A 22,167-nucleotide genomic window follows, 5' to 3' on the forward strand; every position below is an offset into this window, starting at 1 on the left:
GCCGCTTCAGAATTCCGGGTCCCAGTCGACCCGCACGCGGCGGGCCTCCAGATCCACGTCCAGCACGTACTGGTCGCGAACCCAGGGGATCAGGCGTTCCCGATCCCCCTGGACTACCAGCACGTCGTTGGCACCGGTCTCGATAAAACCCGAGATGGTTCCCAACACCGCGCCGTCGTTGTTCTCGACCGCCATGCCCAGAAGATCGGCCCAGTAGTAGGCGCCATCCTCGGCCGGTGGCAACCAGGCGCGCTCGATCGCGAGTTCGGCACCAATCAACCGGTGCGCCCCATCGCGATCCGCGGCTTCGTGAAACTTCATCACGACGCCCTGGCCATGGCCGCGGCCGCCCTCGACTTCAACCAGGCGCCAATCACTCCCGTGCTGCATCCACAGCTGCGGGAATTCGGTAATCGCGGCGCGCGGCGCAGTCTCGGAAAAGACCCGCACCCAACCCTTGACGCCATAGACCCCGGACACACGCCCGACGCGGATACGATCATCCGCCTCATTCATGACCGCAGCCAAGCGTCAGTACAACGGCCGGGCGCCCTCAGGCCGCCGCGGACTGCTGCTGCTTGCGGTAACCCTTGACCAGGTGATTCACACGCTCGGACATGCCGGCGCCGTGACCCAGCCAGTGGTCCACGCGCTCCAGATCGATGCGCAGCGGTTCTTCCTGACCGCGGGCCACCGGGTTGAAGAAACCGATCTGCTCCTTGTAGCCGCTATCGCGACGAGCGCGGGAATCGGTAACCACGATCGAATAAAACGGGCGCTTCTTGGCGCCGCGGCGTAGCAGGCGAATCGTAACCATGTAGTGTTGAACCCCGTGAGTCCGTTTTCTCGAGAAAACGCGCGATTATAACGAATTCGACCGACAACACAAGGGAGAGCTCAGGTCTCCCTTGTGCGCCAGGCCGCCGCTCGCACGTGCTTTAGGTAGTTTCTGCTAGCGAAACGGCATCCCGCCGCCGGGGCCACCCATGCCCCCCATGCCGCCCATCTTGCTCCCCAGGGCCCGCATCATCTTCGATGCGCCGCCCTTGGAGAATTTCTTCATCGCCTTGCTCATTTGGGTGTGTTGCTTGAGCAGACGATTCACATCCTGAATCTGGGTGCCGGAACCAGCGGCAATACGGCGCTTGCGCGAGCCCTTGATCACCTCCGGGTGACGGCGCTCGCGCTCGGTCATCGACGAGATCACCGCCATCATGCGACCGATCTCCTTGTCGTTGGCCTGATTCTTCACCGCATCCGGCAGCTTGCCGCCGCCGGGGAGCTTCTCGAGCATGGAGCTCATGCCGCCCATCTTCTGCATCTGGCCCAGCTGATCACGCAGGTCGTTCAGGTCGAAGCCGCGCCCCTTCTTCAACTTGCGGGTCAGCTTCTCGGCCTGATCCTGGTCGACCTGGCGACTGGCCTCCTCGACCAGCGACAGCACGTCACCCTTGCCGAGGATGCGCGAGGCGATGCGCTCGGGGTGGAACGGCTCCAGGGCATCCGGGCGTTCGCCCATGCCAATGAACTTGATCGGCACGCCGGTGATCTGGCGCACCGAGAGAGCCGCCCCCCCACGGGCATCGCCGTCCGCCTTGGTCAGCACCACGCCGGTCAGCGGCAGCGCCTCGCCGAAGGCGCGTGCGGTGTTCGCCGCATCCTGCCCGGTCATGGAATCGACCACGAACAGGGTCTCGATCGGGTCGATCGCCTGATGCAGGGCCTGGACCTCGGCCATCATGTCCTCGTCGACATGCAGGCGGCCCGCGGTATCCACCAGCAGGACCTCGATGCCCTCGCGGCGGGCGCGGGCGACCGCATCCCTGGCGATCGCCTCGGGCTTCTGGCTGGTGTCGCTGGGATAGAACGTGACTTCGACCTGGCCGGCCAGGGTTTCCAACTGCTGGATTGCCGCCGGGCGATAGACGTCACAGCTGACCACTGCGACCTTTTTCTTCTCGCGCTCGCGCAACAGGCGCGCGAGCTTGCCGATACTGGTGGTCTTGCCGGCGCCCTGGAGGCCGGCCACCAGCACCACGGCGGGCGGCTGCTGCGCCAGGTTCAGCGTGGCATTCTCGCCACCCATGGTCGCGATCAGTTCGTCATGGACGACCTTGATCAGGGCCTGGCCGGGGGTCAGGCTGCCGATGACCTCCTTGCCCAGCGCCTTTTCCTTGACGTCCTTGATGAACTCGCGCACCACCGGCAGGGCCACGTCGGCCTCCAGCAGCGCCATGCGCACCTCGCGCATGGCCTCCTGGACATTATCCTCCGTGAGCCGCGCCTGACCCTTCAGGCGCTTCATGGTCTCCTGCAGGCGGCTGGAAAGGCCGTCGAACATCACGCGTCCTCGTCTGAATCAGCGGCGGTCGGCGCACATCCACCGACCACGGGACCGCACAGTATACCGCTCTCGCGCTCCGGGATGCAGGCCCACCGCCGGGCAACCGGTCGAGAGATCACAGCGGGGCACCCTAACTGGCGCCGGAACGGCCGCCACCATGTGCAATCCGCCCGCGGAGCGGCGATAATCCGGCGTCATGATCATTGCCATCGGACTCCTCGCCGTCGCGCTGTATCTCGTCACCGCGGGCTACCTGGTTGTCACCGCCCGCCGGCAGCCGCTGACACAGGGCCAGCCGCGGGGCCCCCTGGCCCTGTGGGGGCTCGCGCTGCTCGCCCACCTGGGCGCATTGCTGCCGATGGTGCTGACCGATACGGGACTCAACCTGTGCCTGGGCAATGCGCTGTCGGCCTCGCTGTGGCTGGTGGCCGCACTGCTGTGGCTGACGAGCTGGCGCCATCCCCTGGCCATCCTCGGGGTCGTGATCCTGCCGCTGACCGCGCTGGCCGCCCTCACCGCTCTCCTGTGTGACGGCGATACGCGCTATACCACCTCGGCCGGGATCGATCTGCACATCCTGTTCTCCGCGCTGGGCTGGGCATTCCTCGCGCTGTCCACCGCACAGGCGGCGGTGATGGCCGCCCAGCACCGGGCCCTGCACAACCATCACGCCTCGGGCTTCGTGCGCGCCCTGCCGCCGTTGTTCTCGATGGAGGTGTGGCTGTTCCGGATGATCTTCATCGGCTGGCTGTTCCTCGGGCTCAGCCTGCTGTCCGGGTTGCTGTTCGTGGACAACCTGTTTGCCCAGCACCTGGTCCACAAGACCACACTGTCGATCCTGGCCTGGCTGATCTTCTCCACCCTGCTGATTGGCCGCTGGCGTCTCGGCTGGCGCGGCACCCGCGCACTGGCCTGGACCACCGGCGGCTTTGTCGTGCTGGTGCTGGCCTATTTCGGCTCCAAGCTGGTGCTGGAAGTCATCCTCGGACGCATCTGAACGCGGTAACCACGGCTTGACACCCCCGCGGGCCTTGCCTGAAATGATCCCGAGCATGCAGCCCCGCCCGTCCGCCCACCCCTGACCGCAGGCCGCACCCTTGCAAGAGATCCCGCTGTACGTCCTGTTCGGCGCCCTGGTGGTGCTGTTCCTGCTGTCGGCGTTCTTCTCCGGCTCGGAGACGGCGTTGATGGCGTTGAACCGCTATCGCATGCGCCACCGCGCGCAGACCGGCCATCGCGGTGCCCAGCGCGCCGCGCGGCTGCTGGAGAAACCGGATCGACTGATCGGACTGATCCTGCTGGGCAATAATTTCGTCAACATCATGATCGCGCAGATCGCCACCTTCATCGGGTGGCGCCTGTTCGGCGATACCGGCGTGGCCATCGCCACCGGCGTGCTGACCCTGACCCTGCTGATCTTCGCCGAGACCGCACCGAAGACCCTCGCCGCGCTGCACAGCGAACGCGTGGCCTACCCCGCCGCCTGGGTCTACTCTGGACTGATCAAGGTGATGTGGCCGGTGGTCTGGATGATCAACCTGATGGCGAACGGCGTGCTGCGCCTGTTCGGCGTCCATATGAATGCCGGCCAGCGCGCCGCACTGAACACCGATGAACTCCGCAGCGTGGTCTCCGAGGCCGGCGCGCTGATCCCGGCCAACCACCAGCGCATGCTGCTGAACCTGCTGGATCTGGAGCGCACCACGGTCGAGGACATCATGATCCCGCGCAACGAGATTGTGGTGATTGACCTGAACGAACCCTGGAACGAGGTCGAGGACCAACTGATCCACGGCAGCTTCACCCGCCTGCCGGTGGTGGAGGGCGAGCTGGACCACATCGTCGGCTTCGTCCATCGCCGCGACGTCCTGCCACTGGTCGAGCGTGACGCGTTCGGCCCCGACGACCTGCGTCAGGTCCTGACCCCGCCCTACTTCATTCCCGAAGGTACGGCGCTCAACCGCCAGCTGATCAACTTCCAGCAACAGAAGAAGCGGATCGGCCTGGTGGTGGACGAGTACGGCGATATCGAGGGGCTGATCACGCTGGAGGACCTGCTGGAGGAGATCGTCGGCGAGTTCACCACCGACTCCCCGGCGATGAGCGACGACCTCCTGCGTCAGGACGACGGCTCGGTCATGGTCGACGGCGGCATTCACCTGCGTGAACTGAACCGGGCCCTGGGCCTGGACCTGCCACAGGATGGCCCGAAGACCCTCAGCGGCCTGATCGTCGAACACCTGGAAAGCATCCCCGAAGCGCCCGTAAGCGTGAAGATCAACGGCGTGGTGATGGACATTGCCCAGATCAAGAACAACACCATCCGCACCGTGCGCGTGGTCGCGCCCGACCTGCCGGAAGCCCCACCGCAGAAGGCCCCCTGATGGCAAAGAGCAAGACCCAGTACGTATGCCAGTCCTGCGGCGCGATCAGCCCCAAGTGGGCCGGCCAGTGCGGCGACTGCGGCGCCTGGAACACCCTGGAGGAGGCCGCTCCGGCGGCCAGCGCAGGCCCGCGCGGCGGGTACGCCGGCGCGGTCGCCGGCATTACCCGTCTGGGCGAAGTCGAGCTGGCCGAGGTACCGCGCACCAGCACCGGGTTATCGGAGCTGGATCGCGCCCTGGGGGGCGGCCTGGTCCACGGGTCAGTGGTGCTGCTGGGCGGCGACCCGGGCATCGGCAAGTCCACGCTGCTGCTGCAGACCCTGGCCATGCTGCCCATCGGCGACACGCTCTACGTGACCGGCGAGGAATCGGCCCAACAGATCGGCATGCGCGCCCGGCGCCTGGGCCTGGAGGTCGACGGGCTGCGCCTGCTGACCGAGACCCAGGTCGAGAACGTGATCGCCACCTGCGAACGCGAGCGCCCGCGCGTACTGGTAATCGACTCCATCCAGACGCTCTACACCGCTGCGCTGCAGTCCGCCCCCGGCTCGGTCGGCCAGGTGCGCGAAAGCGCCGCGGCCCTGGTGCGCATGGCCAAGCAGCGCGGTATCACCGTGATCCTGGTCGGGCACGTGACCAAGGACGGCCAGCTCGCCGGGCCACGCGTGCTGGAGCACATGGTCGATACGGTGCTCTATTTCGAGGGCGACCCGGACGGGCGCTATCGCATGCTGCGCGCGGTGAAGAACCGCTTCGGCGCGGTGAACGAGCTGGGCGTGTTCGCCATGCTGGAGAACGGCTTGAAGGCCGTCTCCAACCCGTCCGCGATCTTCCTGTCACGTCACCAGGGGCCGGTGCCCGGCAGCGTCGTCATGGTTACCCGCGAGGGCACGCGCCCGTTGCTGGTCGAGGTGCAGGCGCTGGTCGCCGAGAGCCATGCCTCGCAGCCGCGGCGGATCACCGTAGGGCTGGAGCAGAACCGCCTGACCATGCTCCTGGCCGTGCTGCATCGCCACGGCGGCGTGGCCCTGTTCGACCAGGACGTGTTCATCAACGTGGTGGGCGGCGTGCGCGTAACAGAGACTGCCGCCGACCTGCCGATGCTGGCGGCCGCGCTCTCCAGCTTCCGTGATCGCGCCCTGCCGCAGGAGCTGCTGGCGTTCGGCGAGGTCGGCCTGGCCGGCGAGATCCGCCCGGTCCCGAACGGCGAGGAACGCCTGCGCGAGGCGGCCAAGCATGGCTACACCCGCGCCATCGCGCCGGCCGCCAACGCCCCACGCAAGCCGATCAAGGGGATGGAAGTCATTCCCGTCGCGCGCCTCTCCGAAGTCCTCGACGCCCTGTAGCGTCGTCTCCTGCCGCGCGCCCAGGTCGGGCCAGGTTCATCGCTCGGTGTTTACGTACTTTCGACCGGCCGCCTGCCTTGTTGTGGCTGGCCATGGTTCATCGTCCGGTGTTTACGGTGGCTCCGGTCCACCGCCTGCCAGGCGCTCTCTCGCGAGCGCACCGCGAGGTACTTCTTTGCTCGTGCAAAGAAGTACCCAAGAAACACGCCCGACTGCCGCGACCCCAGCCCGCTGCGCGGGCCGGGGTTTCCCTCGCTCCGAGGCTTTTCGCGGGCGGCGCTGAACTCGCTACGCTGCGCTTCGCTCAGACATCCAGCGCCTTTTCTCCCGCGAAAAGCCTCTCCACTCGGCGCGACGACAACGGGGAGGTAGGTCAAAACAACAGCTTTCCCGACGTTGTTGCCAGTGGATGATGGCTAGGTCTTCGGACATCTTCGGCACGCTCGGCCTTTGGCCGTTGCGTGCCGCGCCCGCGCGGCGGGCGCCGGGGGCTTTCGAGCGGCGATGCCTATGGTTAGGCGGAAGCGTCGGGATGCGGTCGGTTTTGACCTTCGCCTCCCGTATGGAGCCCCTTGCGGAAGGGTTCTCGGGCCGGGAGAAGGCGCTGGATGTCTGAGCGGAGCCGCAGGCGCAGCGAGTTCAGCGCCGCCGGCCCGAGGGCCCTGGAGCAAGGTTCCCGGGCGGAATCCGGGTGTCCTTCTTTGGGTCCTTTCTTGGACAAGCAAGAAAGGACCTCGCGGTGCGCTCGCGAGAGAGCGCGTGGCAGGCGGCCAGACGAACGCACCGTAAACACCAGATGACGAACCCGGCCTAGCCACAACAGGGCAGGCGGCTGGGCGAAGGCATGTAAACACCGGATTTCGGGCCACGGTCAGCCTGTTCGCCGGCAACACGGAGGCACAAAAAAGGCGCCCGGAGGCGCCTTTGCGATGCGCGGGAGCGCGCGGCGTTAGTTGATGGCGTCGAGATCGGCGGCAAGCGACTCGCGGGTGCCTTCGGCGACCGCGTCCAGCCGGTGGTTGTAGTTCTCGTGCTCCACACCCATGGCAATGGCCGCACCCGACTTCGCCGCCGCGACCATCTCCGGCGTCAACTCGAAGCGCAGGAAGTGCACTGACGAGGTCTTGTCGTCCGTCTCGCGCTCGAGGTCCTCGTTCGCGATCGGGTAGACCTTGTCATGCCCTTCGACCTGCACATAAGTCTTGCGCTCGATCCCGATCAGCTTGGACAGCTGCACCTTGCGCTCATCCACGTCCGGATACTCGACCATCATGGTCGCCTTCCAGTTGGAGCCGTCCGGGATCAAGGGGTTGTAGGAATCCAGCTCTTCCTGGATGCCCTCGGCGTCGAAGATCTTCTCGACCCGCAGCATCTCCTGGATCTGGTACTGCATCGTCTTGCGATCCTCGAAGTGCAGGCTCACGGCCGGGCCCACCTGCACGACGCGATTGCGTTTGTGCTGCATCACCTCGGCGCGGAACTGGGGCCGCATCTCGTGGTACTTCTCCAGCGAATACAGGTCTTCACGACTCAGCTTGTCCACACTTGCCTCCATCTTCATCTCGATACCTCCTTCGCGCCGGACGGGTCCGTCAGGATCAGCACACCTCAGTGATCGTGATGCCCCGTCTTCGTGTAGTCCTTGTCGGACCAGAGGTTGTCTTTCAGTTCGTGATCGAACACCGGGTTATGCCGACGGATCCACTCCAGCACCATCGCGGCGTGCTCGATCTCCTCGTCGCGGTTGTGCGCAAGGATCGCCTTGAGCTCTTCGTCCTTGCAGCCGTCGATGCGCTGCTGGTACCAGTCCACCGCCTCGAGTTCTTCCATCAACGAGACGATCGCGCGATGCATCTCGCGCGACTCGTCGCTCAGTTCCTCGACCGGTTCGTGGTAGCTGTCACTCGCCATGGGTTCTCTCCGTTCGCGGGCGTTCGTTCACGCCCTTGCTGATCCTGATATACCGCCCGGCAGCCTTACAGGCCATACGCCTGGCGCAGAAGGGTTAGCGGATGCTCGGGCGCCTTGTCCTCGCCCTTGCCCTGCAGCCCGTTCTCGATCATGTGGCCGGCCATCGGGCAATCGCTCGAGTAGTGGTCGGACTCGGCCTTCTGCACGCGGCTGACCACCGGACGGCAGATCTTGGATGCCGTCTCGTAGAATTCGCTTTTCACCCCGTAGGTGCCGTCGTGTCCGGAGCAGCGCTCGATCACGTCGATCTCGGTCTCCGGCACCAGTTTGAGCAGATCACGGGTCTTCAGCCCCATGTTCTGCACCCGCAGGTGGCAGGCCGCGTGGTAGGCGATCTTGCCAAGCTTCTCGGGGAAATCGGTATTCAGCTTGCCGTCCTTGTGCCGCTCCATCAGGTACTCGAACGGGTCGAAGATGCGGTCGCGCACCGCGATCACATCGGCGTCGTCCGGGAACATCAGCGGAAGTTCCTGCTTGAACATCAGCACGCAGGACGGCACCGGGGCCACGATGTCATAGCCCTGGTCGATCATGCGCTTCATTGCCGGGATGTTGGCGTCCTTGGAGGCCTCTACCGACTTCAGGTCGCCCAGCTCCAGCTTGGGCATGCCGCAGCACTGTTCCTTCTCGACCAGGGTGACCTCGATACCGTTGTGCTCGAAGACCTTGACCAGGTCCTCGACCAGATGCGGCTCGTTGTAGTTGCCGTAGCAGGTCGCGTAGAGGGCGACCTTGCCCTGGGTGGCACCGGCCGGCTCGGGGTTGCTGACACCCTTCGCGGTCTTGGCAACACGCGAGCGGCCCTTGCTGGAGTGGTACTCGGGGACCGGGGCGTCCGGGTGCACGCCCATGGTCTTGTCCAGCATCTTGCGCACCGCGCCGTTCTTGTTCGCGGCATTGACCGCGCCGGCCACCACCGGGATGCCCGCCAGCTTGCCGACCATGTCCGTGCTGGACATCAGCTTGTGCGAGGTCTTGGCGCCCTCGTTCTGGAAACGGAAGGCCTTGGCCCGAAGCATCAGGTGCGGGAAGTCCACATTCCATTCGTGCGGCGGCACATAGGGGCACTTGGTCAGGTAGCACAGATCACACAGGTAACAGTGATCGACGACCTGCCAGTAATCCTTCTTGTCGACCCCGTCGACCTCCAGGGTCTCGGATTCGTCGACCAGGTCGAACAGGGTGGGGAAGGAGTTGCACAGGCTTACGCAACGACGGCAGCCGTGGCAGATATCAAAGACCCGTTCCAGTTCGCTGAACAGCGATTCCTCGTTGTAGAACTCCGGGTTCTTCCAGTCCAGCGGATGACGGGTCGGGGCTTCGAGACTTCCTTCACGTTGGTGCGTCGGCGCAGACATGCATCCCTCCGGTGTCCGTATCAGTACGATGCTTCGAGGGAAACACGGAACAGCATGCGAGGTGAACTGCATTCAGCCACGCCACAGGCTGTTCCGTATCTCCCGGAAAACGGGGCCGGCGGACCGGCCCCGTGTACTTCCAGCACTGCGAGACGATCAGTCGTCCAGCTGGTCCAGCGCCTTCTGGAAGCGGTTGGCGTGGGAACGCTCCGCCTTGGCGAGGGTTTCGAACCAGTCGGCGACTTCGTCGAAGCCTTCGTCGCGGGCGGTCTTGGCCATGCCCGGGTACATGTCGGTGTACTCGTGGGTCTCACCGGCGACGGCGGTCTTCAGGTTGGCGGAGGTGGGGCCGAACTCCAGGCCGGTGGCCGGATCGCCGCAGCTCTCGAGGTACTCGAGGTGACCGTGGGCGTGGCCGGTTTCACCTTCCGCGGTGGAACGGAACACGGTGGCGACGTCGTTGTAGCCTTCCACGTCGGCCTTGGAAGCGAAGTACAGGTAACGGCGGTTGGCCATCGATTCGCCGGCAAAGGCCTCTTTCAGGGCTTCTTCGGTCTTGCTGCCTTTCAGGTCCATGGTGCTCTCCTTCTTTCTGGATAAGTTCTACACAACCACAGGAATGCCTGTGCAGACGGGCGTTTAGACTCGGTCTAAACCGTACGAAAACTCTAGTCGGCACCCGGTTCAGTGTCAACCGGAAGCCTTCCGGATTATGGGGGCGGTGGCGCCATAAACAAGGGCTGCCGTGTGCCACGCCTTTCCTCGCCGCAGCGGATCGGATACTTTCTCACCTTTTCGACCCGGTAATCCATCATGACCGATTCGCCCAGCGCCGACAGCCCGGCGGAATTCGAAGCCAGCCTGGAGGCCCTGGAGGCCCTGGTCGCCCGGATGGAGTCCGGCGAGCTCGGCCTGGAGCAGTCGCTGGGCGAATTCCAGCGTGGCATGGAACTGGTCAACCGCTGCCAGCTGGCGCTCGACGATGCCCAGCGCCGGATCGAGGCACTGGCCCAGGAAGCACCTTCCGCCACCGCTGCCCAGAATGACCATCACGCAAGCACCCATGTTCCCCGGACACCGGAGCCGCACGATACGACGGACCCCGATGTCCCGTTCTAGCGAGCCGCCATTGACCGCCACCGACCCCGAGCAGGCCCTGAACGAATACCAGCATCGCATCGAGGCCGTCCTCGACCGCCACCTGGGCACGGGCGGCGCCCCCGACGCCCGCCTGATCGAGGCGATGCGCTACGCCACGCTTTCCGGCGGCAAGCGCCTGCGCCCGGTCCTGGTCTACGCGGCCGGGCGCACGACCGGCGCCCCGGAACCGGCGCTGGATGCGATGGCCGCAGCGGTGGAGATGATCCACGTCTATTCACTGATCCACGATGACCTTCCGGCGATGGACGATGACGACCTGCGTCGCGGCCGCCCGACCTGCCACAAGGCCTTCGACGAGGCGACCGCCATCCTCGCCGGGGATGCCTTGCAGGCCCTGGCCTTCGACATCCTGACCGATGGCGTCGCGGAATTGCCCGCGCCGACCGGGCTGAACGCGGTGCGCGAGCTCGCACGCGCCGCCGGCCTGCACGGCATGGCGGGCGGCCAGGCGATCGACCTCGGGGCCTGCGGCCAGCCCATCGACCTGCCGGAACTGGAACGCATGCACCGGCTGAAGACCGGCGCCCTGATCCGCGCCTCGGTGCGGCTGGGGGCGCTGGCCGGCACGCCCGACCCCGACGCCCTGGAGCGCCTGACACGCTACGCCGAATGCATCGGCCTGGCCTTCCAGATCCGTGACGACGTCCTCGACGTGGAAGGCGACCCCGAGATCCTGGGCAAGGCCTGTGGCGCGGATGCCCGCCTGCACAAGCCCACCTTCCCCTCGCTGCAGGGCCTGGAGGCCTCGCGCGAGCGGGCGGTGGCTCTGGTCGACGAGGCACTGACCGAGCTGCAACCCTTCGGTCAGGAGGCGGACTTGCTTCGCTTCCTGGCGCGGTACATCGTCGATCGCATGAATTGAACCGGCCCGCCTAGATGACCCCCACACCCCTGCTGGATGCAATCGAATGGCCCGCCGACCTGCGGGAACGCCCGGCCTCGGACCTCACCGGGGTGGCCGACGAACTGCGTCAATTCCTGATCGAAAGCGTCTCGCGCACCGGCGGCCATCTCGCTGCCAACCTCGGCACGGTGGAACTCGCGATCGCGCTGCACTACGCGTTCAACACCCCCGACGACCGCATCGTCTGGGACGTCGGCCATCAGGCCTACGCCCACAAGATCCTGACCGGACGCCGGGCCGACATGGCCCGTCTGCGCCAGTACGGGGGCCTGGCCGGCTTCCCCAAGCGCGCGGAGAGCGAATACGACGCCTTCGGGGCGGGGCACTCCAGCACCTCCATCAGCGCTGCCGCCGGCATGGCCCTGGCCGCGAAGCACGCCGGGCTGGACCGGCGCCACGTGGCGGTGATCGGCGACGGCGCGATGACCGCGGGCATGGCCTTCGAGGCGCTGAACCACATCGGCGATCTCGACTGCAACCTGCTGGTGATCCTGAACGACAACGATATGTCGATCTCGCCCAATGTCGGCGCACTCAATCAGTACTTCACCCGACTGCTGTCCGGCCCGCTATACAGCTCGATGCGCGAGGGCTCCAAGCGCATGCTGGAGTTCGTCCCGCCGATGAAGGCCTTTGCCCAGCGCGCCGAGGAACACATGAAGGGCATGTTCGTGCCCGGTACGCTGTTCGAGGAACTGGGCTTTCGCTACTTCGGCCCGGTGGACGGCCACGACGTGAACGGGCTGGTCTCGATCCTGAAGAACCTGCGCGGCACCCACGGGCCGCAACTGCTGCACGTGGTTACCCGCAAGGGCCAGGGCTATGCACCGGCGGAGGAAGACCCCTGCCGCTACCATGGCGTGTCCAAGTTCGAGCCGGAAAACGGCCTCGCCCCGTCCGCCCCGAAGTCCCCAACCTACACCGACATCTTCAGCCAGTGGCTGTGCGACCAGGCCACGGCCGACAATCGCCTGCTGGGTATCACCCCGGCCATGCGCGAGGGTTCCGGCCTGGTCGCGTTCTCCGAACAATTCCCGCAGCGCTATTTCGACGTCGGGATCGCCGAGCAGCATGCCGTCACCCTGGCCGCGGGCATGGCCTGCGAGGGCCAGAAGCCCGTGGTTGCGATCTACTCGACCTTCCTGCAGCGCGCCATGGATCAGGTGATCCACGACGTCGCACTGCAGAACCTGCCGGTGCTGTTCGCCGTGGATCGCGCCGGAATCGTCGGCGCCGATGGCCCGACCCATGCCGGCACCTTCGACACGGCCCTGCTGCGCACGGTCCCCAACCTGCTGCTGATGGCACCCGCCAACGAGCGCGAGTGTCGCCAGATGCTGTCCACCGGCTTCGCCCACGACGGCCCGGCGGCGGTGCGCTATCCGCGCGGTGGCGGGCCCGGCGAACTGCCGGAGGGCGACAGCGAGGATCTGGAAACATTGCCGGTCGGGCGCGCCGAGGTCGTGCGCGAGGGCCGGGGTCTGGCCATCCTCAGCTTCGGCGCGCTGCTGGAGACCGCCCTGGCGGCCGGCGAGGCGCTGGATGCCACCGTGGTCAACATGCGCTTCATCAAGCCCCTGGATACGGATCTGCTGGCGCAACTGGCCGCCAGCCACCAGGGCTTCGTGACGCTCGAGGATCATGCGCGCGCCGGTGGTGCCGGCAGCGCAGTACTGGAGTGGCTCTCGGCCGAAGGGCTGACCCGGCCCTGCCAGGTACTGGGCATCCCGGATGCCTTCACCGAGCATGGCTCGCGCGAGCAGATCCTCGCCGATTGCGGCCTCGACACGGCCGGCGTACTGGCCGCGATTCGCCACGCCTTCGGGCTGGAGAATTGCGCGGACGACGGCAGCCGGATAGGCTTCGCGGGCTAATCAAAACCCGGCCGCCATGGCCGCTCGCCCGGAAAACGATCATGAGTGCCCGTTACACCCTTCGCGTCCTGACCGACTTTGCCTCCGCGCATACCCTGCGCGATTACCCGGGGCAGTGCGCGAACATGCACGGGCACAACTGGAAGGTGGAGGCCGAGGTCCAGGCCGAGACCCTGGACGATTCCGGCATGGCGGTGGACTTCAAGGTGGTCAAGACCGCCGCGCGCGAGATCGCCGGGCAGCTGGATCACCGCTACCTGAACGACGTCCCGCCGTTCGACACGGTCAACCCCACGGCCGAGAACATTGCCCAGTGGTTCTACCGGGAAATGGCCGGACGCCTGAACCGCCCGGGCCTGCGCATGCACGCGCTGACCCTGTGGGAGACCGACCGCGCCTGCGTGCGCTACAGCGAAGACGGCTGACGCCCCACTCGCTCCAGCAACCCCCGCGCCCCGCCACACGCACCGTCATTGCGAGGAGCCGAAGGCGACGCGGCAACCTCCATCCGGAACCACCAGATCCCGGCTCGTTGCCAGCTTCAGGAGGTCGCCACGTCGCTTCGCTCCTCGCGATGACGCTGCGCGCGATAACCAAAGTCCGGCCGCTGTGGGACCTCGCAATGACGGTGCCAGGTGCCCGCTCCGCTATTAGGCCTGCGCGTGCCTTACTCGCCGACTACAAGTGATTCGAGGCGTAGTCCGCCAGCCGTGAGCGCTCCCCGCGTGTCAGCGTGATGTGGCCGCTGTGGGTCCAGTTGCGGAACCGGTCCACCACATAGGTCAGTCCGCTGGAAGTCTCGGTCAGGTACGGGGTGTCGATCTGCGCGATATTCCCCAGCGCGACCACCTTGGTCCCCGGTCCGGCACGAGTGATCAGGGTCTTCATCTGCTTGGAGGTCAGGTTCTGCGCCTCGTCAAGGATGATGTAGCGGTTGAGGAAGGTACGCCCGCGCATGAAGTTCAGCGAGCGGATCTTGATGCGGCTGGTCAGCACGTCGTTGGTGGCCATGCGCCCCCAGTCCCCGGCGCCCTCGGACTTGGCCAGCACCTCGAGGTTGTCCATCAGCGCTCCCATCCACGGGGTCATCTTTTCCTCTTCGGTCCCGGGCAGGAAGCCGATATCCTCGCCCACCGGGACCGTGACCCGGGTCATGATGATCTCCTTGTAGGTGTTGTCCTCCAGCGTCTGCGCGAGCCCGGCGGCCAGGGTCAGCAGGGTCTTGCCGGTGCCGGCGGCCCCCAGCAGGGAGACGAAGTCCACCTCCGGGTCCATCAGCAGGTTCAGGGCGTAGTTCTGCTCGCGATTGCGGGCGTTGATGCCCCAGACGCTGTGGCGCGGGGTCATGTAGTCGTCGACCAGCTCGATTACCGCGGATTCGTTCGGCTGGTCGATCTCCAGCACGATCGCGGACAGCGGGTTCTCGCCCTCACGGTAGACGAACTGGTTGGGCTGCCACTCGGCCACCAGCGGGCCGGTCACGCGATAGTAGGTGCGGCCGGACTCCTGCCAGGAGTCCATCTTGGCACCGTGGGTCTCCCAGAAGTCCGCTGGCAGTTCGGTCATGCCGGAGAACAGCAGGCTGACGTCGTCCAGCACCTGATCGTTGTAGTAGTCCTCCGCGTGCAGGCCGATCACCGTGGCCTTGATGCGCAGGTTGATGTCCTTGGATACCAGCGTCACCGGGGTGTCGGGATACTCGGTCTTCAGCGCCTGGGCAGTGGCGAGGATGTCATTGTCGGCCGAGGTGCCCGGCAGCGAGGCCGGCAGGCTGGAGGACAGGTTGCGGGTCTGAAAGAACAGGCGCCCGGTGGGCGCGAACGTCGACTCGCTGAGCGAATCCGCCTGAAGCGGCAACCCGGCGGCGATCTGCTCGTGCTGGGCGCCGGTGGTGAGCTCGTCAATGAAGCGCGAGACCTGGCGTACGTTGCGCGCGACTTCGGAAACCCCCTTCTTGCCACGGTCGAGCTCCTCGAGTACGACCATGGGCAGGAAGATGTCGTGTTCCTTGAAGCGGAACAGCGCCGTGGGGTCGTGCATCAGGACATTGGTGTCCAGGACGAGCAGGCGTTTCGGATCCTGGGCGGTCGCGTTCATGACACCTCCGGGGCGAAGTGGGGGAAGAGGGACTCAGCTCCCTGCGAGTTCGCGCACCGCGGCGAGGACCTCGTCCACATGGCCCGGCACCTTCACTTTGCGCCACTCCTTGCGCAACACGCCATCGGCATCGATCACGAACGTGGAGCGCTCGATACCACGCACCTGCTTGCCGTACATGTTCTTCATCTTGATGACATCGAAGGCGTCGCACAGGGTCTCGTCGCCATCGCTCAACAGATCGAAGGGCAACTCCTGCTTGGCGCGGAAGTTCTCGTGGCTCTTCACGCTGTCGCGCGAGACACCGAGGATCACTGCACCGGCGGCGTCAAAGGCGGCCTGGTTGGCAGCAAAGTCGCGGCTCTCGTTGGTGCAGCCGGGGGTACTGTCCTTGGGGTAAAAATACAGGACCACGATGCGGCCCTTGAAGTCGGCCGGTCCCAGGGTCTGGTCGCCGGTCGCCGGCACACGCAGGTTCTCGGGTACCCGCTGGTCGATTGCGATGCTCATCAGGCGTTGCTCCTTGAGTAGAGGGTCTCAAAGCGTAAGACCGCGGACGCCACGCGAGCCGGGCCGGTTCAGGCCTTGATCGGGTCCAGCACGCCGTCCACGTTCAGTTCGTCACAGAAATCCATGAACTCGCCGCGCAGGCTGGCCAGGTGCTGCCCTGCGGGGATATCCACGACCATATTGGCCGCAAACATGCGCGCCCCGGTCTGCTGGGCGATGTATACCCGGGTCTGAACGTCGCGCAGGTTTACCCCACGGCTGGTAAAGAAATCGGCCAGGGCATTCAGCAGGCCCGGGGTGTCCAGGGCTACTGCGTCCACGGCATAGGGCATGGCGGCCTCGGGGCGTTCCTCCAGCGGGCCGCGACGGGCCACCACGACCAGCCCCATCTCCGCCTCCAGGCGCTGCAGGCGGGACTCCAGAGTACCCAGGGTCTTCCAGTTGCCGCTGGCGCTAAGCGCCATGCAGCAGTAGCCACCCACGACCGTGATGCGACTGGATTCGAGATTGCAGCCGGTGTCGGCGATCACCCGGGTCACGCTGGACACCAGACCGGGCTGATCGGGCCCGATCAGGTTGAGGATCAGGTGGGTGTGGGTGCCCGCGCCAACCACCTCAGCCATGCGGCACCCGCCGGCTGCGCGCGAGGCAAGGGGCGGGCAAGCACCCGGGGGTTCTCTGCGTGAAAGCGGCGACAGGCATGATGGCTCGCAACATACCACCTTGCCCCGGCGGCGCCAACGCAGCCGGGCGACTTGATCCGCGTCTCTCCCCGCCAGGGGAGGCGACCGGGTGCACGAAAGACGAGGTGCGGCGAACACCCGGCCGAAGGAATCTTGAATGCCCTGTCACCCGCCCGTTAGACTGCACCATTACCGTTGTTGGAGGAGTCGATGTTTCAAGGCAGCATGGTCGCACTGGCGACCCCGATGCACGCGGACGGCAGCCTGGACTGGCCGGCCCTGGATCGGCTCCTGGAATTCCACATCGAGGCCGGCACCGATGCCATTGTTGCCGTCGGCACCACCGGCGAATCCGCGACCCTCGATTTCGACGAGCACTGCGAGGCCATCGCCCACACGGTGAAGACCGTCGCGGGGCGCCTGCCGGTGATCGCGGGTACCGGCGCGAACTCCACGCGCGAGGCCATCGCCCTGACCCGCTGCGCCAAGGAAGGCGGCGCGGATGCCTGCCTGCTGGTCTCCCCCTACTACAACAAGCCGACCCAGGAAGGCCTTTACCTGCACCACAAGGCCATTGCGGAAGCGGTGGACATCCCGCAGATCCTGTACAACGTGCCTGGCCGCACGGCAGTCGATCTGTTACCGGAGACGGTGGAGCGTCTGGCCGACATCCCGAACATCATCGGGATCAAGGAAGCCTCGGCCAGTAACGAACGCACCGCCGAGCTGGTCGCCCGTGTCGGCAACCGCTTGGACCTCTACAGTGGGGATGACGGCAACGGGCTGGCCTTTCTGCTCGCGGGCGGCCACGGGGTTATCTCTGTCACCGCCAACGTCGCACCGCAACTGATGGCCGCCATGTGCCGCGCCGTGCGCGAAGGCCGCCCCGACGAGGCGCGCGAGATCAATCGCCAGTTGGACGGGCTGCATTCAGCCCTGTTCCTCGAGGCCAACCCGATTCCGGTCAAATGGGCGCTGCAACGCATGGGCCTCATGGAGGAAGGCATCCGCCTGCCTCTGACTCCGTTGTCCGAACCCTTCCATGCGCCGGTCCTGGACGCGATGCGCCAGGCCGGCATAGAGGTCTGATCCCCGACATGAAACAGTCTGCCAAGCTCCACCGTCACGCGACCCGCACCGCCCTGGCCCTGGCTACGGGCCTGGCCATCGCCGGGTGCTCGACCTCCGGCGACCGCCAGTCCGGCCCCGAGTACGAAATGAGTCGGCAGATGGACAACCTCGAGGTCCCACCGGACCTGATCGCGCCCGACAGCGAACGCGCCTACCGTATTCCGGACGCCCCGGGCGAACGGATCAGCGCCCGCGAGATGCAGCAAGACTCCGCGGCCCGCCAGCAGCAGCGCCAGCCCACCGGGGCAACCGCGCCGGTCCGCAGCGATGCCCGGGTCCTTCCGGAATCGACCGAGATCCAGCTGATGCGCGAAGGCAGCGTCCGCTGGCTGAGTGTCGAGGTGGCCCCGGAGGATCTCTGGGATCGCCTGACCGCATTCTGGGACAGTCAGAACCTGCGCCTGGAGCGCAACGAACCTCAGGTCGGCGTCATGGAGACCGAATGGGCCGAAGACCGCGCCGGGATTCCGCTGCGGGGCACACAGAACATCTTCGCCCGTGCGCTGGGTAACGTGTACGACGCCAACACGCGCGACCAATACCGGCTGCGTGTCGAACGCGACAATGGCCGCTCAGCCATCTACATCTCGCACCGAAGGGCCACCGAAGAACCCGAGGGCGAGACCTGGCGCTGGGCCATGCGCCCGTCCGATCCCGAACTCGAAGCCGAAATGCTTAATCGCCTGCGTGTCTACCTCGCCACGGGCGAGACCCCCGAGGGCGGCACCCGGATAGCCGAGACCATTGGCGACCGTCCGACCGAGCTGCACCAGACGGAACACGAAGGCCAGCCGGTACTGGTGACGGGCAGCGACTTCGACCGCATGTGGTCGCAGATGGGCACCTACCTGGATCGCGCCGGCCTCCTGGTGGACGAGCAAGACCGCAATACGGGCACCTTCGAGGTGACCTATCGCCCCGACATGGTCGGCGAGAGCGAACGCGGCGGCTTCTTCAGTCGGATCTTCGGGCGCGGCGGTGATCGTCGCGAGAACGAGCGTTATCAGATTCGCCTGACCGACATCGGCGACGGCGATCTGCGAATCGAGGCGCGCGACATCGATGGCGAGCCCCTTGGCCGCCGCGACGCCGAGTTCGTACTGGAGCAGATCGAGCAGCAGATCCTTCGCTAGAACGCGGCGAGCCCAGCCACCATGATCCGCTTCTGCTCCCTGGGCAGCGGGAGTTCCGGCAACGCCCTGGTGGTCGAGATCGGTGCCACCCGCCTGCTGGTGGATTGCGGATTCTCGATGCAGGAGCTGGAACGCCGCCTGTCCCGGGTCGACCTGACCCCGCAGGACCTGACGGCCGTCCTGGTGACCCATGAGCACGCCGACCACATCGGCGCCACCGCGCCGCTATCCCGGCGTTACGGCCTCACCGTATTTACCAGCCCCGGCACCCGATTGGCCGCCCGCGACACCGGTTTTGCTCACATCCAGGAGATCCAGGCGGATGCACCGCTGGAGATCGACGACGCCTGGGTGCAACCGTACACGGTGCCGCACGACTCCCGCGAACCCATCCAGTTCGCGTTTTCCGACGGCGATCACCGACTGGTCCTGATGACGGATGCCGGCCACATCTCCCCGCACATGATCGAGGTGGCCAATGCAGCCGAAGCCCTGCTACTGGAATGCAACCACGACCCTGCCATGCTCGCCGCCGGGCGGTACCCGGCATCGCTCAAGCGACGTATTGCGGGCGGTTACGGCCACCTACCGAATCACGCGGCAACCGATCTTCTCCATCGCATCGATCGATCCAGGCTACGCCATGTGATCGGTATGCACCTGTCGAGTGACAACAACCACGAGACGCTTGCACGCCAGGCGCTCGCCGAGGGCCTTGGCTCCTCACCATCCGATCCCGAGATCGCAACCCAGGACTACGGCTTCACGTGGCGAACCACCGCTCAAGCCTGACTCCAACTACCGGTCCAACGCCGGGCCCCCGGTCACGTCCGCCCGGCCGCGGCCGCATGTCGAAGGGCTGCGCCAATCAACCCACACGGCGCAGCCCTCCTCCGGCCACCTGACGCTGGGGCTGGGGTCGGAAACCACGGCCGGCTCTCCAACGTGGTCCCAAGCCCAGTGTGATCAGCGGCGCGACTCCCGAAGGAAATACAGGCCCCCGATCACGAAGGCCACGCCAATGACTGTTGCCACCGGCCCGCCAAACCCGGAACCCTCCCGCGGCGCAATGGGCGTGAAAGCCAACTGTCCGCCGAAAATCGCATAGAGTCCAATTCCGAGCAGGACCAGCCCGACCAGGACCAACCCTCCGTCCGTCCGCTTCTGTCTCATCCCAGCCTCCGTCTCGGCACCTGCGTCCCTTTCAAACCGGCCAAGGGCCGCAGCAGCAGACTTCACCGCCCGCACACGGTGCCTGACTAACACGCATAAAAAAAGCCCGGCCCCCAACAAGGGGACCGGGCTTCGGATTAATGCCTGGCGGTGACCTACTCTCACATGGGGAGACCCCACACTACCATCGGCGCAGAGCAGTTTCACTTCCGAGTTCGGGATGGGATCGGGTGGTTCCTACTCGCTATTGCCGCCAGACAAACTGGCTAGACCACGCGGACTGTTCCACGTCATCTAAATTCGGAATGCATTCTAGGCTTGTGTACGTAGCGATGTGTCAAACGAGACCACCAACACTTTGGGTGTTATATGGTCAAGCCTCACGGGCAATTAGTACTGGTTAGCTACACGCGTTACCGCGCTTCAACACCCAGCCTATCAACGTTGTAGTCTTCAACGGCCCTACAGGGACCTCGAGGGCCCAGGGAGATATCATCTTCAGGTGGGTTTCCCGCTTAGATGCTTTCAGCGGTTATCCCTTCCGCACTTAGCTACCCGGCAATGCCACTGGCGTGACAACCGGAACACCAGAGGTGCGTCCATCCCGGTCCTCTCGTACTAAGGACAGATCCTGTCAAATCTCCGACGCCCACGGCAGATAGGGACCGAACTGTCTCACGACGTTCTAAACCCAGCTCGCGTACCACTTTAAATGGCGAACAGCCATACCCTTGGGACCTGCTTCAGCCCCAGGATGTGATGAGCCGACATCGAGGTGCCAAACACTGCCGTCGATATGGACTCTTGGGCAGTATCAGCCTGTTATCCCCGGAGTACCTTTTATCCGTTGAGCGATGGCCCTTCCATACAGAACCACCGGATCACTAAGACCTGCTTTCGCACCTGCTCGACGTGTCTGTCTCGCAGTTAAGCACCCTTATGCCTTTGCACTCGTCGCGCGATTTCCGACCGCGCTGAGGGTACCTTCGCACTCCTCCGTTACTCTTTGGGAGGAGACCGCCCCAGTCAAACTACCCACCACACACGGTCCCCGACCTGGATAACAGGCCTGGGTTAGAACTCCAAAATTGCCAGGGTGGTATTTCAAGGTTGGCTCCGCCGAGACTGGCGTCCCGGTTTCAAAGCCTCCCACCTATCCTACACAAACAAGTTCAAAGTTCAGTGTGAAGCTGTAGTAAAGGTTCACGGGGTCTTTCCGTCTAGCCGCGGGTACACAGCATCTTCACTGCGATTTCAATTTCACTGAGTCTCGGGTGGAGACAGCGCCGCCATCGTTACGCCATTCGTGCAGGTCGGAACTTACCCGACAAGGAATTTCGCTACCTTAGGACCGTTATAGTTACGGCCGCCGTTTACCGGGGCTTCGATCAAGAGCTTCTCCGAAGATAACCCCATCAATTAACCTTCCGGCACCGGGCAGGCGTCACACCCTATACGTCCTCTTTCGAGTTTGCAGAGTGCTGTGTTTTTAATAAACAGTCGCAGCGGCCTGGTCTCTGCGACCTCGGCCAGCTCAGGGAGCAAGTCCCATCACCAGCCGAGGCGTACCTTCTCCCGAAGTTACGGTACCATTTTGCCTAGTTCCTTCACCCGAGTTCTCTCAAGCGCCTTGGGATTCTCACCCTGCCCACCTGTGTCGGTTTGGGGTACGGTCAACTGTTAACTGAAGCTTAGAGGCTTTTCCTGGAAGCATGGCATCAGTGACTTCGCCTCCGTGGAGGCTCGTCATCGTATCTCAGGATTGTGTCCCCGGATTTGCCTAAGGACACTCCCTACATACTTGAACCGGGCACCAACTGCCGGATCACTTAGCCTTCTCCGTCCCCCCATCGCATTAACAGTCGGTACAGGAATATTAACCTGTTTCCCATCGACTACGCATTTCTGCCTCGCCTTAGGGGCCGACTAACCCTGCGCCGATTAGCGTTGCGCAGGAAACCTTGGGCTTTCGGCGGATGGGTTTTTCACCCATCTTATCGTTACTCATGTCAGCATTCGCACTTCTGATACCTCCAGCATGCCTCTCGGCACACCTTCACAGGCTTACAGAACGCTCCTCTACCACTTGCAAAGCAAG

Annotated in this window: 22 protein-coding genes and 2 rRNA genes (1 of these 24 running past the window's edge); 11 read left to right on the plus strand and 13 right to left on the minus strand. The window is 65.0% G+C overall.

Features of this window, described 5'->3' with window-relative positions:
• Window positions 1–6: 6 nt before the first annotated feature.
• The 3 genes from rimM to ffh all read right to left on the minus strand — a co-directional run bounded on the left by rimM (window position 7) and on the right by ffh (window position 2,341).
• Window positions 7–516 carry a ribosome maturation factor RimM gene (rimM, locus tag TVD_RS11775; protein ID WP_047251674.1) on the minus strand — a complete coding sequence of 170 codons (510 nt, stop codon included), beginning with the start codon at window positions 514–516 and terminating at the stop codon, window positions 7–9.
• 37 nt (window positions 517–553) lie between these two features.
• Window positions 554–817 (minus strand): 30S ribosomal protein S16, encoded by a 264-nt coding sequence (gene rpsP, locus TVD_RS11780; protein WP_018145315.1) that lies wholly within the window; start codon window positions 815–817, stop codon window positions 554–556.
• A 135-nt stretch (window positions 818–952) separates the two neighbouring features.
• Window positions 953–2,341, minus strand: a complete 1,389-nt coding sequence (gene ffh / locus TVD_RS11785) for a signal recognition particle protein (protein WP_018145314.1) — start codon at window positions 2,339–2,341, stop codon at window positions 953–955.
• A gap of 199 nt (window positions 2,342–2,540) precedes the next feature.
• Between ffh and TVD_RS11790 the strand changes: the two genes are divergently transcribed.
• The 4 genes from TVD_RS11790 (at window position 2,541) to TVD_RS14970 (ending at window position 6,690) form a co-directional block, all read left to right on the plus strand.
• Window positions 2,541–3,341 carry a cytochrome C assembly family protein gene (locus TVD_RS11790; protein WP_018169176.1) on the plus strand — a complete coding sequence of 267 codons (801 nt, stop codon included), beginning with the start codon at window positions 2,541–2,543 and terminating at the stop codon, window positions 3,339–3,341.
• Between the two features lie 100 nt (window positions 3,342–3,441).
• Window positions 3,442–4,728, plus strand: coding sequence for an HlyC/CorC family transporter (locus tag TVD_RS11795; protein ID WP_047251675.1), 1,287 nt, complete (start codon window positions 3,442–3,444; stop codon window positions 4,726–4,728).
• Complete coding sequence (radA, locus tag TVD_RS11800) at window positions 4,728–6,074, plus strand: DNA repair protein RadA (protein WP_047251676.1); 1,347 nt, start codon at window positions 4,728–4,730, stop codon at window positions 6,072–6,074. Before TVD_RS11795 ends, radA begins: the two co-directional genes overlap by 1 nt.
• A gap of 409 nt (window positions 6,075–6,483) precedes the next feature.
• Entirely contained in the window at window positions 6,484–6,690 is a 207-nt protein-coding gene (locus TVD_RS14970; protein WP_026330526.1) for a hypothetical protein, read from the plus strand.
• A 333-nt stretch (window positions 6,691–7,023) separates the two neighbouring features.
• On the opposite strand, the gene TVD_RS11810 is transcribed toward TVD_RS14970, so the two are convergent.
• The 4 genes from TVD_RS11810 to TVD_RS11825 form a co-directional block, all read right to left on the minus strand.
• A complete protein-coding gene (locus TVD_RS11810; RefSeq protein WP_018169074.1) occupies window positions 7,024–7,635 on the minus strand; it encodes a DUF3501 family protein in 612 nt (203 codons plus the stop codon).
• 47 nt (window positions 7,636–7,682) lie between these two features.
• Window positions 7,683–7,985 carry an encapsulin-associated ferritin-like protein gene (locus TVD_RS11815; protein WP_017940767.1) on the minus strand — a complete coding sequence of 101 codons (303 nt, stop codon included), beginning with the start codon at window positions 7,983–7,985 and terminating at the stop codon, window positions 7,683–7,685.
• A 65-nt stretch (window positions 7,986–8,050) separates the two neighbouring features.
• The gene (locus TVD_RS11820; protein WP_018145309.1) at window positions 8,051–9,403 is read right to left on the minus strand and encodes a heterodisulfide reductase-related iron-sulfur binding cluster; all 1,353 of its coding nucleotides are present in this window, start codon (window positions 9,401–9,403) and stop codon (window positions 8,051–8,053) included.
• Window positions 9,404–9,559: 156 nt separating this feature from the next.
• Entirely contained in the window at window positions 9,560–9,979 is a 420-nt protein-coding gene (locus tag TVD_RS11825) for a rubrerythrin family protein (RefSeq protein WP_018145308.1), read from the minus strand.
• A 237-nt stretch (window positions 9,980–10,216) separates the two neighbouring features.
• Between TVD_RS11825 and TVD_RS11830 the strand changes: the two genes are divergently transcribed.
• From TVD_RS11830 to queD, 4 genes are read left to right on the plus strand one after another with little or no spacing between them, the layout of a single operon-like run.
• Complete coding sequence (locus TVD_RS11830; RefSeq protein ID WP_047251677.1) at window positions 10,217–10,522, plus strand: exodeoxyribonuclease VII small subunit; 306 nt, start codon at window positions 10,217–10,219, stop codon at window positions 10,520–10,522.
• A gap of 10 nt (window positions 10,523–10,532) precedes the next feature.
• Window positions 10,533–11,426, plus strand: a complete 894-nt coding sequence (gene ispA / locus TVD_RS11835) for a (2E,6E)-farnesyl diphosphate synthase (protein WP_019571470.1) — start codon at window positions 10,533–10,535, stop codon at window positions 11,424–11,426.
• 14 nt (window positions 11,427–11,440) lie between these two features.
• Window positions 11,441–13,342, plus strand: coding sequence for a 1-deoxy-D-xylulose-5-phosphate synthase (dxs, locus tag TVD_RS11840; RefSeq protein WP_047251678.1), 1,902 nt, complete (start codon window positions 11,441–11,443; stop codon window positions 13,340–13,342).
• A 41-nt stretch (window positions 13,343–13,383) separates the two neighbouring features.
• Window positions 13,384–13,767: a 6-carboxytetrahydropterin synthase QueD gene (gene queD / locus TVD_RS11845; protein ID WP_018145304.1), complete on the plus strand. Its 384-nt coding sequence runs from the start codon at window positions 13,384–13,386 to the stop codon at window positions 13,765–13,767.
• A 253-nt stretch (window positions 13,768–14,020) separates the two neighbouring features.
• Here queD and TVD_RS11850 read toward each other — a convergent pair whose 3' ends face one another.
• The 3 genes from TVD_RS11850 to TVD_RS11860 form a co-directional block, all read right to left on the minus strand.
• Window positions 14,021–15,439 (minus strand): PhoH family protein, encoded by a 1,419-nt coding sequence (locus TVD_RS11850; protein ID WP_018937255.1) that lies wholly within the window; start codon window positions 15,437–15,439, stop codon window positions 14,021–14,023.
• A 33-nt stretch (window positions 15,440–15,472) separates the two neighbouring features.
• Window positions 15,473–15,949 carry a peroxiredoxin gene (locus tag TVD_RS11855; RefSeq protein ID WP_047251679.1) on the minus strand — a complete coding sequence of 159 codons (477 nt, stop codon included), beginning with the start codon at window positions 15,947–15,949 and terminating at the stop codon, window positions 15,473–15,475.
• A 68-nt stretch (window positions 15,950–16,017) separates the two neighbouring features.
• Window positions 16,018–16,572 carry a glycine cleavage system transcriptional repressor gene (locus TVD_RS11860; protein ID WP_018937257.1) on the minus strand — a complete coding sequence of 185 codons (555 nt, stop codon included), beginning with the start codon at window positions 16,570–16,572 and terminating at the stop codon, window positions 16,018–16,020.
• 270 nt (window positions 16,573–16,842) lie between these two features.
• Between TVD_RS11860 and dapA the strand changes: the two genes are divergently transcribed.
• The 3 genes from dapA to TVD_RS11875 are packed head-to-tail and all read left to right on the plus strand — an operon-like array spanning window position 16,843 to window position 19,688.
• Window positions 16,843–17,721, plus strand: a complete 879-nt coding sequence (gene dapA / locus TVD_RS11865; protein ID WP_018145300.1) for a 4-hydroxy-tetrahydrodipicolinate synthase — start codon at window positions 16,843–16,845, stop codon at window positions 17,719–17,721.
• Window positions 17,722–17,729: 8 nt separating this feature from the next.
• Window positions 17,730–18,896, plus strand: coding sequence for an outer membrane protein assembly factor BamC (gene bamC, locus TVD_RS11870; RefSeq protein WP_047251680.1), 1,167 nt, complete (start codon window positions 17,730–17,732; stop codon window positions 18,894–18,896).
• Between the two features lie 21 nt (window positions 18,897–18,917).
• On the plus strand, window positions 18,918–19,688 hold the full coding sequence (locus TVD_RS11875) for an MBL fold metallo-hydrolase (protein ID WP_047251681.1): 771 nt from the start codon (window positions 18,918–18,920) through the stop codon (window positions 19,686–19,688).
• Between the two features lie 174 nt (window positions 19,689–19,862).
• Here TVD_RS11875 and TVD_RS11880 read toward each other — a convergent pair whose 3' ends face one another.
• The 3 genes from TVD_RS11880 to TVD_RS11890 all read right to left on the minus strand — a co-directional run.
• Complete coding sequence (locus TVD_RS11880; protein ID WP_018145297.1) at window positions 19,863–20,069, minus strand: hypothetical protein; 207 nt, start codon at window positions 20,067–20,069, stop codon at window positions 19,863–19,865.
• Between the two features lie 142 nt (window positions 20,070–20,211).
• A 5S ribosomal RNA gene (rrf, locus tag TVD_RS11885) occupies window positions 20,212–20,327 on the minus strand.
• Window positions 20,328–20,438: 111 nt separating this feature from the next.
• Window positions 20,439–22,167 (minus strand): 23S ribosomal RNA (locus tag TVD_RS11890); it runs 1,150 nt beyond the window's last position.

It is taken from the genome of Thioalkalivibrio versutus (genome assembly GCF_001020955.1).
Lineage (GTDB): Bacteria > Pseudomonadota > Gammaproteobacteria > Ectothiorhodospirales > Ectothiorhodospiraceae > Thioalkalivibrio > Thioalkalivibrio versutus.